Source organism: Rhizobium sp. AG855 (assembly GCF_003610655.1).
Lineage (GTDB): Bacteria > Pseudomonadota > Alphaproteobacteria > Rhizobiales > Rhizobiaceae > Allorhizobium > Allorhizobium wuzhouense.
The window spans coordinates 938,374-951,682 of record NZ_RAQG01000003.1 but is presented as its reverse complement, the minus strand read 5'-3'; the positions used below and the strand labels follow the sequence as shown (position 1 = coordinate 951,682).

11 protein-coding genes are annotated in these 13,309 nt (G+C 62.4%); 2 read left to right on the top strand and 9 right to left on the bottom strand.

What is annotated here, in order from left to right:
* Positions 1-14 precede the first annotated feature (14 nt).
* The 9 genes from DFO46_RS04605 to DFO46_RS04565 all read right to left on the bottom strand — a co-directional run bounded on the left by DFO46_RS04605 (position 15) and on the right by DFO46_RS04565 (position 10,896).
* A complete protein-coding gene (locus DFO46_RS04605) occupies positions 15-557 on the bottom strand; it encodes an adenine phosphoribosyltransferase (protein ID WP_110790921.1) in 543 nt (180 codons plus the stop codon).
* A gap of 120 nt (positions 558-677) precedes the next feature.
* Positions 678-1,556, bottom strand: a complete 879-nt coding sequence (locus DFO46_RS04600; protein ID WP_110790922.1) for a cytochrome c1 — start codon at positions 1,554-1,556, stop codon at positions 678-680.
* 26 nt (positions 1,557-1,582) lie between these two features.
* Positions 1,583-2,893, bottom strand: a complete 1,311-nt coding sequence (locus DFO46_RS04595; RefSeq protein ID WP_110790923.1) for a cytochrome b N-terminal domain-containing protein — start codon at positions 2,891-2,893, stop codon at positions 1,583-1,585.
* Between the two features lie 14 nt (positions 2,894-2,907).
* The gene (gene petA, locus DFO46_RS04590; protein WP_110791026.1) at positions 2,908-3,486 is read right to left on the bottom strand and encodes a ubiquinol-cytochrome c reductase iron-sulfur subunit; all 579 of its coding nucleotides are present in this window, start codon (positions 3,484-3,486) and stop codon (positions 2,908-2,910) included.
* A gap of 301 nt (positions 3,487-3,787) precedes the next feature.
* Positions 3,788-5,659 carry an ABC transporter ATP-binding protein gene (locus DFO46_RS04585; RefSeq protein WP_120276491.1) on the bottom strand — a complete coding sequence of 624 codons (1,872 nt, stop codon included), beginning with the start codon at positions 5,657-5,659 and terminating at the stop codon, positions 3,788-3,790.
* 91 nt (positions 5,660-5,750) lie between these two features.
* On the bottom strand, positions 5,751-6,173 hold the full coding sequence (locus tag DFO46_RS04580; protein WP_120276490.1) for a DMT family transporter: 423 nt from the start codon (positions 6,171-6,173) through the stop codon (positions 5,751-5,753).
* The gene (locus tag DFO46_RS04575; protein ID WP_120276489.1) at positions 6,174-6,638 is read right to left on the bottom strand and encodes a DMT family transporter; all 465 of its coding nucleotides are present in this window, start codon (positions 6,636-6,638) and stop codon (positions 6,174-6,176) included.
* A gap of 203 nt (positions 6,639-6,841) precedes the next feature.
* Positions 6,842-8,773 carry a HAMP domain-containing methyl-accepting chemotaxis protein gene (locus DFO46_RS04570; protein ID WP_120276488.1) on the bottom strand — a complete coding sequence of 644 codons (1,932 nt, stop codon included), beginning with the start codon at positions 8,771-8,773 and terminating at the stop codon, positions 6,842-6,844.
* 206 nt (positions 8,774-8,979) lie between these two features.
* On the bottom strand, positions 8,980-10,896 hold the full coding sequence (locus DFO46_RS04565; protein WP_245422508.1) for an ABC transporter ATP-binding protein: 1,917 nt from the start codon (positions 10,894-10,896) through the stop codon (positions 8,980-8,982).
* A gap of 382 nt (positions 10,897-11,278) precedes the next feature.
* Between DFO46_RS04565 and DFO46_RS04560 the strand changes: the two genes are divergently transcribed.
* Both DFO46_RS04560 and DFO46_RS04555 read left to right on the top strand, forming a co-directional pair.
* Positions 11,279-11,743, top strand: a complete 465-nt coding sequence (locus DFO46_RS04560) for a tRNA (cytidine(34)-2'-O)-methyltransferase (protein WP_120276487.1) — start codon at positions 11,279-11,281, stop codon at positions 11,741-11,743.
* A gap of 155 nt (positions 11,744-11,898) precedes the next feature.
* Entirely contained in the window at positions 11,899-13,278 is a 1,380-nt protein-coding gene (locus DFO46_RS04555; RefSeq protein ID WP_183041839.1) for a cell envelope biogenesis protein OmpA, read from the top strand.
* The last annotated feature ends 31 nt before the right edge of the window (positions 13,279-13,309 follow it).

The window sequence follows — 13,309 nt, the reverse complement described above, 5'->3', positions numbered from 1 at the left end:
TCAACTCGGGGGGCTCAGTGCCCCTCGAATTCCACCAGCGTGCGAACCTCGACGCCGAGCGCCTCGAGCTTCTTGCGACCGCCGAGCTCCGGCAGATCGATGACGAAGCAGGCCGAGACGACATCCGCCCCGATCTGCCGCAGCAGCTGCACCGCACCCACGGCCGTGCCACCGGTCGCAATCAGGTCATCCACGAGGATCACCTTCTCCCCCGGCTTCACCGCATCCATGTGAATTTCCATCTCGTCCACGCCATATTCCAGGCTGTAGGCGATCCGCACCGTCTCATGCGGCAGCTTGCCCTTCTTGCGGATCGGCACGAAGCCGGCAGACAACTGGTGGGCGACGGCCCCGCCGAGAATGAATCCCCGCGCTTCCATGCCGGCGATCTTGTCGATCTTCAGGCCCGCATAGGGCTGCACCAGCTCATCGATCGCCCGGCGAAACGCCCGCGCATCGCCGAGCAACGTCGTGATGTCGCGAAAAATGATCCCGGGCTTGGGATAATCGGGAATGGAGCGGATGGAGTCGGCCAGTTCAGAAGAAATCTTTGTCATAGAGTATCCGAATGTCGGAGAAGAAGGAGTTGCTCGGACCATACCAAGATCGGCAAGGCCCTCCCAACAAAAAAGGCGGTCCGAAGACCGCCTTTTTCAAACGCGACCGATCGTGTCCGATCAGTGTTCCTTGTTCGCATAGACCGACTTCTTGGTCAGGTAGATCAGCGCCGTGAAGATGGCGAGGAATACCATGACCATGAAGCCCATGCGCTTGCGCTCTTCGAGATGCGGCTCGGCCGTCCACATCAGGAACGCGGCGACGTCCTGCGAGTACTGGTCCAGCGTCTCGGGCGTGCCGTCGTCATAGGTCACCTGACCATCCGAAAGCGGCGGCGCCATCGCAAGAGCAGCAGCACTCATGAAGTACGGGTTGAAATGCGTACCTTCGGCAACCGTCACGCCTTCCGGCGGCTCCTGGTATCCGGTGAGCAGCGCATGGATGTAATCCGGGCCGCCCTGCTGATACTGGGTGAAGATGTCGAAGACGAACTGCGGGAAGCCGCGGGTCACGCCGCGCGCCTTTGCGATCAGCGAGAAGTCCGGCGGAGCAGCGCCGTTGTTGGCAGCCGCAGCCGCTTCCTTGTTCGGGAACGGCGACGGGAAGTAATCGGAAGGCACGGCCTTGCGGGTGTACATTTCACCGTCGGCGTTCGGGCCGTCCTGCACTTCGTATTCGCCGGCGAATGCCTTCACCTGCTCTTCCGAGTAACCCAGCTCTTCCAGCGTGCGGAAGGACACCAGCTTCATCGAGTGGCAGGCAGAACAGACTTCCTTGTAGATCTTCAAACCGCGCTGCAGCTGACCCTTGTCATAGGTGCCGAACGGGCCGCCGAAGCTCCAGTCGATTTCCTTCGGCTTCAGGATCGGATAGTGACCGCTCTTGGCCGCATGTTCGACCGCATGTTCGAGGGCAGAGCCCTCTTCTGCGGCCGAGGCCAGGCCGGCAAAGCCGGCCATCGAAGCAATGAGCGCGATGCTCGTGAGAAGCTTCTTCATTGTTCTTGTTTCCCTCTCTCGCGCAATCAGGCTTGGACAGCAGCAGACTTGCCGCTCTTTTCGAGAACAGCTTCGGTGATCGAGTTCGGGATGCGCTTCGGCGTCTCGAACAGACCAAGAAGCGGCATGATCACGAGGAAGAACCCGAAGTAGTAGGCCGTTCCGAGCTGCGAGTAGCCGACATAGTTGCCGACGAATTCGCCGCGGAACAGCAGGCCGAACAGGCCCGTGCCTTCCGCCGGCATGGCGCCGAGCCAGCCGAGGATGATCGAGTTGACCACGAAGAGCCAGAAGAACAGCTTGTACCAGGGACGGTACACGGCCGAGCGAACCTTCGAGGTGTCGAGCCAGGGCAGGAAGAACAGCACGATGATCGCACCGAACATCACGAGAACGCCGCCGAGCTTCGAGTCGATCGGGCCGACATTGAAGGTGATGGCGCGCAGCATGGCGTAGAAGGGCAGGAAGTACCATTCCGGAACGATATGCGCCGGGGTCTTCAGGGCGTCAGCCGGGATGTAGTTGTCCGGATGGCCGAGATAGTTCGGCATGTAGAAGACGAACCAGGCAAAGACCAGCAGGAAGACCGACACGCCGAAGGCATCCTTGAGCGTAGCATAAGGCGTGAACGGAACGGTGTCCGTCTTGGACTTGACTTCAACGCCGGTCGGGTTGGTCTGGCCGGTCACGTGCAGGGCCCAGACGTGCAGGATGACGACGCCGGCGATCATGAACGGCAGCAGGTAATGCAGCGCGAAGAAGCGGTTCAGCGTCGGGTTGTCGACGGCAAAGCCACCGAGCAGGAACTGCTGGATCCACTCGCCAACCCAGGGGAAGGCGGTGAAGAAACCGGTGATGACGGTCGCGCCCCAGAAGGACATCTGGCCCCAGGGCAGAACGTAACCCATGAAGGCTGTCGCCATCATCAGGAGGAAGATCACCACGCCGAGGATCCAGAGGATTTCGCGGGGCGCCTTGTACGAGCCGTAGTAAAGACCACGGGCGATGTGCAGATAGACGGCGATGAAGAAGAAGGATGCGCCGTTGGCATGCATGTAGCGCAGGAGCCAACCATGGTTGACGTCGCGCATGATCTTTTCGACGGAGTTGAAGGCAACCGTCGTTTCGGCGGCATAGTGCATGGCCAGCACGACGCCGGTCAGGATCTGCACCACGAGCATCACGGAGAGCATGGCGCCGAAGGTGTAAGCATAGTTCAGGTTGCGGGGAACCGGATAGGCAACGAAGCTGTCATAGACCAGGCGCGGCAGCGGCAGGCGCGCGTCGATCCATTTTTCAACGCCGGTGGACGGCTGGTAACTGGAATGGCCACTCATCTTGTCTTATCCCCTCAGCCGATCTTGATCACAGTATCGGAAACGAAGCCATAGGTCGGCACAGCGAGGTTCGCAGGCGCCGGACCCTTGCGGATACGGCCGGCCGTATCGTAGTGCGAACCGTGGCAGGGACAGAACCAGCCACCGAAATCGCCCGACTGACCGAGCGGCACGCAGCCGAGATGGGTGCAGGAACCGATCATGACGATCCAGTTTTCCTTGCCCTCGCCGGCAGAACGCGCGACATCGGTTGCTTCCGCCGTCGGGTCGATATTGGCATTGCGGGCGATCGGATCCTTGAGATCAGCGAGCGCCACAGCCTTGCCTTCTTCGACTTCCTTGTCGGTGCGGTTGCGGATGAACACGGGCTTGCCGCGCCACTTGACCGTCAGCGACATGCCGGGCTCGAGCGCCGATACGTCCACTTCGATCGAAGCGAGCGCGAGCGTCGAGGCATCCGGGCGCATCTGGTCGATGAAGGGCCAGGCGACCGAAACCGCACCAACCGCTCCGGCCATGCCGGTCACCATGTAGAGAAAATCGCGGCGCGTAGGCTCGCCCGCATGTTCAGTCGTCGTCTCGTGTTCGCTCACGGTCACTTTTTCCTCTTCGCAATCCTGCGACAAACCGCATTTGCCCCCGCAGCGGGAATCACAATTCGGCCATGTCATGACCATAGATTCCCCGCCAGATTGGCGCGTTCTAAGCTTGATATTCCAATCTGTCCAGTCTTCCCCCTTTGGGGAGCCACTATGTCGCGGAATAAATTGGCTTTGTCCCCATGCGGCTTATAGCCACGCGTCATCGCGACAGGAGCCGGCGGCAACGCGCCGGCGGGCCCGCCCTCACCTGACATCTGTCAAGCAACGAGACGGGCGGGAGCAAGGCCCTGCCTCAGCCGACCGTTTCGGTTGCGCGCGTATCGAGGAAGCCACCCGACTGACGAGCCCAGAGTTCCGAATAAAGACCGCCAAGCGCCACCAGTTCGGAATGCGTCCCCTCTTCGATGATCCGCCCCTTGTCCATCACGACCAGACGGTCGAGCGCTGCGATCGTCGACAGCCGGTGTGCGATGGCAAGCACCGTCTTGCCTTGCATCAGCCGGTCGAGATTGGACTGGATCGCGGCTTCCACCTCGCTGTCCAGCGCCGATGTCGCCTCATCCAGCACGAGGATCGGCGCATCCTTCAGCATGACGCGTGCAATGGCGATGCGCTGCCGCTGTCCGCCGGAAAGCTTGACGCCCCGCTCGCCGACATGCGCGTCAAACCCCTTGCGGCCACGCTGGTCTTCCAGCCGCTGGATGAAATCGAGCGCTTCCGCCCGCTCCGCCGCCTTGATCAGCCTGTCCTCGCCCGCATCTTCGCGACCGAAGAGTACATTGTCGCGGATCGACCGGTGCAACAGCGCGGTATCCTGGGTCACCATGCCGATCTGCGAACGCAGGCTCTCCTGGGTGACTTTGGCGATATCCTGCCCGTCGATCAGGATACGACCGCCTTCCAGGTCGTAGAAGCGCAGCAGAAGATTGACGAGGGTCGACTTGCCCGCGCCTGACCGCCCGACGATCCCGACCTTTTCGCCCGGACGGATGGTGAGGGTCAGGTGGTCGATCGCGCCTGTCTTTCGGCCGTAATGGAAGGTGACATCCTCGAAACGGATTTCCGGCGAACGAACCTCCAACCGGCTCGCCTGGGGCGCATCGGTGAGCCCGATCGGCTTGGCCACCAGTTCGGCCGAATTCTGGATCGTGCCGATATTGCGCATGATGCTGTTGAGCTGCGTCATCATCCGTCCGAGCAGCATGTTGAGCCGGAGCACCAGCCCCAGCGTGAAGGCGACGCCGCCGGCCGTCACCGCGCCGGCGAACCAGAGATCGACCGACAGCAGCGCCACCATCAGGATCATCACGCCGGAGAGAATGGCAAGCGAGGAACGCACGCCGGTCAAAAGCCGGGCAAACGGCCTGAGAGTGTCCTGGAAACGGTCGAAGCCCGCCCGGATATAATGATCGTTCTGCCGCTCCCGACCGAAGAGTTTGAGCGTCTGGATGTTCGAATAGCTGTCGACCAGCCGCCCGTTCAGCATCGAGGCCGCTTCCGCCGTGTCCTTCGCGTGTTTGCGGATCTTCGGCACGAAGTAACGGGCGAGCACCAGGAAGATGATGACCCAGGCGCCGATGATCGCCGCGAGCCGCCAATCGAGCTGGGCGACCAGCGCCATGGTCGAGACCGTATAGATCACCATGAACCAGACGACCTGCAGGAGCGAGGTCAGAAGGTCGCCCGTCGATTGCCCGGCAGACCAGACCTTGGTCACGATACGGCCGGCAAAATCATTCTGGAAGAAGGAGAGCGACTGCCGGCTGACATGCACATGCGCCTGCCAGCGCACCAGATTGAAGAAGTTGAGCACGATCACCTGCTCTTCGACCAGTGCCCCGATCGTCACGACGAGAAAGCGGCCGACCAGCACGATCAGAGCCATGGCGAGCAGCTCGAGCCCATGCGCGCCGATCAGCCCGTCCCAGCCGGCATCCTTCGGCACCGTGTCCAGAAGGTCGACCAGCCGCCCGACAAACCAGAACAGCCCCGCCTCCAGCATGGCGACGGCGCCGCCGAACAGGGCCATCAGCAGGAAGGCGAACTTCGCCTGCCGCACATAGAACCAGACAAAGGCCCAGGTCCTCTCCGGCGGCTTCAGATCGTCCGAGCGCGCGAAGGGATCCAGCCAGTTTTCAAAGAGACGTGCGATTGCTTGGAACATGCCAAGCGATATAGGCGGTTTCGCCGCCATGGCAAAGCAATTGGCGGCTCTGGAGAATTACATATTCTCCATCTCGCCGAGCCCTTGGGCCTCAGCGGGAAAACCGCGTCAGATAAATCCCGACGATGATCAGCGCGACGCCTGCCGGCTGGCCGATGTGGAATTCGGCCGTGCCGCGCAGGTAGTCGATCAAAAGCCCGGTGATCATCTGCGCACCGATGATCAGCAACCCGGAACGCGCCGCACCGAGGCGCGGAAAGACATGGGAGCTGATCGCGACGAAGAAGGCGCCGATGACCCCGCCGAAGAAGAAGAAGGCCGGCGTCTGCCCGAGAAGCGGCAACCCTACCCGGTGGACGAAAACGATATAGACCGTCAGGAGCAGGAAGCCGATGGCGTGGTTCCAGACCGAGGCGACGAAGGGCCCCTTGGTCATCGTCAGCCGGCCGTTGATCGAGCGGCTCATCCCCACCACGGCCCCTCCCAGAAGGGCGATTGCGACAGCGCCGAACATTCAGGCCCCCTTCGAGAAGATGAGAAGCGCACTTCCGCCGATCACGCAAAGGGCCGACAGGAAATCGAAGCGGTTCAGCCCGCGCTTCGGCGTGCCGAACAGTCCGAACTGATCCGACAGCAACCCGAAGAGGATTTGCCCGACGAGAAGAAGGGAAAGTCCGCCGGCCAGAGCCAGCTCGGAATTGACGGCGATCGAGCTCAGCGCCACGGCAAAGGCGCCCGGCGCACCGCCGAAATAGGTCCAGAGCGGCGTGCGCCCGTCGATCCTGATATGTCCCGCCTTGCGACCCAAGGCGAGATTGGCCATCAACAAGACGAAGGCGGCCACGGCACCCACGCCATGCACCACCCAGGAGGCCGTGAACGGTGTCGTATGGGCTGCAAGCCCGCTATTGATCGTCACCATGGTGGCAAGCAGGGCACCTGCCAGGATGGCCCAGAACCAGTCTATATATTTCAGCATGAGAAGTCGCGGCCTGATGCCGCCCCGTGATCGCGTGATCGAATGTCACCCCGCATAGCGGCCCGTAGGGCAATGGCACAAGCCAATTCAATGAATGAAACGATCAGCGCCGTGAATTGGCGCGACGGCAAACGAAAAAAGGGGGCATCCCTGCCCCCTTTCCCAACGCCTGGAAAATGCCGCCTCCGGCCCGCGCCTGAGGCTTAGAAATCGGACCATTCAGCGACCGGCGCGGCATTGCCCCGGAAAGCATTGGCGACCTTGCGACCGAGTGCCCGTGCCGGGGATGCCGATACCGATGCCGGGGGCACGGGGGCATCCGCCGCGACACGGCTTGACGGCTCGCGCCGCGCCCCGCCCTCGTCCGTCCGGAATTGCGCCATCAGCTGCGTCAAGGCCGCAGCCTGCTGCGCAAGCCCATGGCATGCCGCCGTCGACTGTTCGACCATGGCGGCATTCTTCTGCGTGCCCTGATCCATCTGGTTGACCGCCATATTGATCTCCTGCAGACCGGTCGACTGCTCGCGGGCCGAGGTCACGATTGCCGCCACGTTCTGGTTGATCGCCTGCACTTCGCTGACGATGGTCTCCAGCGCCTTGCCGGTCTCGCCGACCAGGGCGACGCCGTTTCGCACCTGCTCGCCGGAGGTGTTGATCAGGCCCTTGATCTCCTTTGCGGCACTGGCTGAGCGCTGGGCAAGCTCGCGCACCTCCTGCGCCACAACCGCAAAGCCCTTGCCCGCGTCGCCGGCTCTCGCCGCTTCCACGCCGGCATTGAGCGCAAGCAGGTTGGTCTGGAACGCGATCTCGTCGATGACGCCGATGATGTTGGAAATCTCGGACGACGACTTCTCGATCTGCTGCATGGCCGCAACCGCGCGGCGCACCACCTCTCCGGAACGCTCCGCCCCATCCCGCGTATGGCTGACAAGCTGGCCCGCCTGCTCGGCCCGGATGGTCGAATCCTTCACAGCCGTCGTCACCTGTTCAAGCGCTGCGGCCGTCTCCTCGACAGAGGCCGCCTGCTGTTCGGTGCGTTTGGAGAGATCGTCGGCCGCCGCCAGCATCTCATTGGCACCGGCATCGATTGCACGCGCATTGTCGCTCACCGCCTGCATGGCCTCGCGCAGGCGTGCCACGGACTGGTTGAAATTGACCCTGAGGGCATCGAGATGGTCGGTGAAGCGCTGATCGATGGTCACAGCAAGATCACCGTCCGACAACCGCTGCAGACCGCCGGCGAGCTGGTCGACGGCAAACTGCACCTGAGCCTGTTCCTCGGCCTTCTGAGCCTCGCGCGCCAGCCGTTCGCTTTCGCTGAGCGACCGGTTCTCCTCGGCCTGATGCTCCAGCTGTGCCCGTTCTATCGCATTGGTGCGGAACACGGCGACTGCCGCCGCCATCTCGCCGAGTTCGTCATGCCGCGCGCCGAAGGGAATTTCGGTCGCGGTATCGCCATTTGCGAGCCCGTGCATCGATGCCGTGATCGCGGAAATCGGGCGAACGATGCGCACAATGCTGATCACCGCGGCAACCAGCGCCAGAAGGGCCGCGCAGATGACGGCCGTGATCGACAGCGCAAAGGCGGTTTCCGCTGCGGCCCTGCCCTCACTGCGCACGCTGTCGGCCACATCGCGGTTGATCTCGATGATCTCCTGCAGGGCGGTACCGGCATCGCCGCCGATCGGCACCATCTGCGCGATCGTGTCTTTGGCCTGGTAGAGTTTCGACGTCAGCGCCTGCTGGACAAAATTCCGGCCGAGCTCCTGATACTGCTGGACCTTTTTCTTGAACACGTCGAAATGCTGGCGGACCGCAGGTATGGTGATCATCGGTTCGAAGCGCGCGATCGAGGCGTCGAGCGCCTCGGTGGCCACATTCAGGGCGTCCACCAGCTTGCGCTTCTCGCCGGCATTGCTCGCATTGAGCGTCATCAGGTTCAGCCGGCGAACCTCGCCAAGCTGGGTCTCGATCTCGGCAATCTGCAGCGAGCGTTCCAGACGGGCCCCCACCTCGTCCATCTGTTCGCTCACGCTGTCCACCGAGTGGATCGCGATGCCACCCTGAACGAGGGAGACGACCACCATCAGGCCGAAAAGGAGCGGCAGGAGAATTCTGATCTTGAGTTTTTTCACGACTGAAATCCGCGCTTGAAAAAGGGTCCGGAGGCAAAAAGCCCCTTGTGTCCTCCGTGGCAGCCAGCCCCTCAATAAAACCTTACCCGTCACAGGGCATTTCTTGCCTCGCCCCTTGCAGCCGAGCTGCCATGGAAAACAAAAAACTAACAAAAATGGGGCATTCCTGCCCCCATCTGCTCTTTGTGATATCGGTCGGCCGGAGATCACTCCGCCGCTTCCTCCGAGGCATCGTCCAGCGCTTTGGCCGCCTCTTCGGCATGCAGCTTCTTTGCCTGCTCTTCTTCCGGATCGACCTGGTCCGGCAGGAAGCCACCGGACTGGCGATTCCACAGATCGGCATAGATGCCACCGGTCTGAACCAGCTGCTGGTGCGTGCCTTCCTCCACGATCCGGCCCTTGTCGAGCACGATCAACCGGTCCATCTGCGTCAGCGTCGACAGCCGATGCGCAATGGCGATGACCGTCTTGTCCTCGATCAGCTTGAACAGGCTCTCCTGGATCGCCGCCTCGACTTCGGAATCGAGCGCAGACGTCGCCTCGTCGAGGATCAGGATCGGCGCGTCCTTCAAGAAGACGCGGGCGATCGCGATCCGCTGGCGCTGGCCGCCTGACAGTTTCACGCCCCGTTCGCCGACATGCGCATCAAGACCCGTCCGGCCCTGCTGGTCGGCCAGCGCCTGGATGAATTCCCAGGCATTGGCCCGCTTCGCCGCCTCGATCACCTCGGCATCGGTGGCATCCGGCCGGCCATAGGCGATGTTGTCGCGGATCGAGCGGTGCAGCAGCGACGTGTCCTGCGTGACGACACCGACAAGCGCGCGAAGGCTATCCTGGCTGACCTGCGAGATATCCTGCCCATCGACCAGGATCTTGCCCTTTTCGATGTCGTAGAAGCGCAGGAGCAGGTTCATCAGCGTCGTCTTGCCGGCACCGGAGCGCCCGACGAGACCAACCTTTTCGCCAGCCTTGATCGTCAGCGAGAAGCCCTCGATCACGCCCTTCTGCTTGCCGTAGTGGAAACGCACGCCGTCATAGACGATCTCTCCCTTCGGTGCGGCCAGCGCCTTGGCCTCTGGCTCGTCGACGATGTCATGCGGCTTGGTCATCATGCCCATGCCGTCATAGACCGTGCCGATGTTTTCGAAGAGTGCGGCCACTTCCCACATGATCCATTGCGACATGCCGTTGATGCGCATCGAAAGCCCGATCGCCACCGCAATCGCACCCACAGTGACATTGCCATTCAGCCAGAACCAGATGCCGAGGGCGGCCACCGCGAACTGCACGATCGCATTGTTGATGTCGACGCAGATGTTGAGGAGCGAGATCTGCCGCATCTGCCGATGCACCGTGCCGAGGAAAGCATCCATGCCCTCCTTGGCATAGGTCTCCTCGCGACCGGCATGCGAGAACAGCTTCACAGTGCCGATATTGGTATAGCTGTCGACGATCCGCCCCGTCATCATCGAGCGGGCATCCGCCTGCTCGCTCGAGAGCTTGCGCAGCTTCGGAATGAAGTTGCGCAGGATCAGCGCATAGATGATGAGCCAGACCACCAACGGCACGCCGAGACGCCAGTCGACGGAGGCGACCAGCGCCAGCATCGATACGAAGAAGGTCGTCGCATAGATGAAGACGTCGATGATCTTCATCACGCTTTCCCGGATCGACAGCGCCGTCTGCATTACCTTGGTCGAGACGCGGCCGGCAAACTCGTTGGCGAAGAAGGTCATCGAGTGACGCAGCAGGAAGCGGTGCATCTGCCAACGAGCGATCATCGGGAAATTGCCGGCCAGCACCTGGTGCATGGTGACGGTATGGACCACGCCGATCAGCGGCAGGCCGATCAGGAGCAATGCCGCCATGGCAATCAGCGTATGCCCTTCCGTCTGCAGGAAGGTCGCCCGATCGGCATTCGACAGCCAGTCGACGATATTGCCGAGGAACTGGTAGAGAAACACTTCGGCAACCGCGATCAGTCCCGAGCAGAGACCGAGCAGCAAAAGCCATGGCCAGGCCGGCTTGGTGTAATGCCAGCAAAACGCGAAGAGCCCCTTCGGCGGCAGCGTCGGCTCGCCCTCCGGATAGGCATTCAGGCGGTTTTCAAACCACGAGAACATGGATGTACTCCAGCAAATGATGCGCGGGCAGACGACCATGCAGGCGTCGTGATGCGCGAAATGTCAATGATTGAGGCCGTTTACGGCCGCAGGATGAATCTGTTTGGGAAAAGAGGCGACTGGTTCGCCGTCACGCAGCCATAAAAATCTGGCGGGGCAGAGGCATGATACCGAATTGATCCATCGAAGGCCCTCCCGCTTGCGTGTTGAACAGGCCACCCTTCTATCCCTGCCCTGTCGCAATTTCCAGCCATGCCGATGCGTGCCGAGACATTCTGTCGCAACTGTTGCACCGGCACCACAGCGCGCAGCTCAGATCCCGGCATCGCCACCGGGGACGAGCCGCTTGAGTGCGGGCAACGGCTGCCGTAAGAAACCCGGCATGACCCACCTGCGTATCGCCCTCTATCAGCCCGACATTCCCGGCAATACCGGCACCATCCTCCGGCTCGCCGCCTGCCTGTCGCTGACGGTGGATATCATCGAGCCGGCCGGCTTCGTGCTGTCGGACAAGAACCTGAAGCGGGCAGGCATGGATTATCTCGCCAGCGCCGTCATGGTTCGCCACGTCAACTGGGACCGCTTCGACGCCTGGCGTCGCCAGGAAGGCCGCCGCCTGGTGCTTGCCTCCACCCGCGCCGCCGTCCCCTATGCACGTTTCGAATACAAACCTGATGACATCCTGCTCTTCGGCCGCGAAAGCGCCGGCGTACCCGACCATGTGCACGACATGGCCGACGCCCGCGTCATCATCCCCATGGTCGAAGGTCAGCGCTCGATCAATGTCGCCATGTCCGCCGCCATGATTGCGGGTGAGGCCCTGCGCCAGACCAACGCCACCTTCTGAAAGCGGATCGGAAACAGGCATCCGTCAAGGCGCGTCGTCTCCGGACCGTCTATCCTCGCTGTCACGCGACGCCCGACATCCGTGGATTATACCGGTATTTGCTAAATCATCCGATCCGCGATATGTTGCAGCGCAGCAAAACACGGGAGTTGGACATGTTTGAAACAGCATTCGCCCTCGGACTGACCCAGTTTGCAAGATCCCTCAGCCTGCCGGAGCGAGTCCGCCACCGCACCGCCCGCAATGCCGCGCTGGAGCCCTGGCGCCTGCGCAACACCGGCGTCGATGCCCTCTATTATGACGTCAAGGCGCTGATGGCGGACGAAACCTTCTACATCAGCGACAGCCTTGCCTCCGAAGGCCTGATCATGATCGTTCCGCCCTCGGGCGGCCCCATGCTGACCCTTTGCGACAGCGTCGAGGAATACCGTCTGCGGGGCGGCGAAAAGGTCCATGCATTGGCCGTCGCCGGAATGGGCGGTTCCGCCATCGGCGCCGCCGCCTTTGCCCGCAATGTCGCCAATGCGATCGGCGAGCCGGTGGCTGCCGTCGTCTCCGGCTACGGCCTCGGCGACATCGTCAACGAAGCCATCGGCGGCGCCTTCCTCTTCGGTTGGCTCGGCCATATCAGAAGCAATCTCGAATCCATTGATGACATGGTCGGCCGTCCCAAGCTTGGCGCCTATGGCAAGCGCGAAGCGGAAGCCGACGGCAAGACGAGCCGAGGCCTCGATGCCGATACGGTGGCGAGCCTGCTTGCCGATCCGACCTTTTCCTTCAGCCTGATCGCAGGCCATTCCCGTGGGAACCGGGTGATCGCCGATGCGCTGCACGCCCTCAAGGGCAGTGACCCGGCCCGGCTGGAGATCCTCGCCAACACCGCCCGCATCGTCACCTTCGGCGGCCGCATCAAGATGCCCGACGCCTTCGCCGAAATCACCGACGTGGTCGGGGAACTCGACTGGTTCGGCGAGCTGAACTCGCGCCCGAAAATCGCGACGGATATCCGCGTGCCCTTCTGCGGCCATTCGACCAACACGGATCTGCCCGGCGCCATCAAGGTCACGAAAATACTGACCGAAGTGCTGGCAGGCCCCGCAGCGCAAGCGCCCGCACCTGAGCCTGAGCCTATAGAGACGGTCGCCGCAGACATCGTGGACGCCATGCCGCCGGTCATCGCGGAACCGGCAGGGGCAATCGAACCCATGGCAGCCGAGATGGTGGAGACACCTGCCACACCCGTTAAGGAACCGGCCGCTGCCATTGTGGAAGCACCCCCTGCCGTGGCGGAGCCGGCCGAACCGGCCGTCGAAGTCGCCGCAGAACCGGATCCGGCCCCCGTCCTTGATCCGGTCGATCCGCCTTCCGCGCTGGCGATGGCCAAGCTGGAGCCGGAAACCGCCGCAGTGGCCACGACCGCCCCGGAACCATCCGAGCCGGAACCAGACGCCACCAAACCGGACCACCCGGCAGCGGGTGCGGCACGAAAAATGTCTGCGAAGACCGGTCTGCGGAAACCTCGCGCACGACGCTGAGCGGGAACGGCGCCGGGGAGAAAAAGCCGGC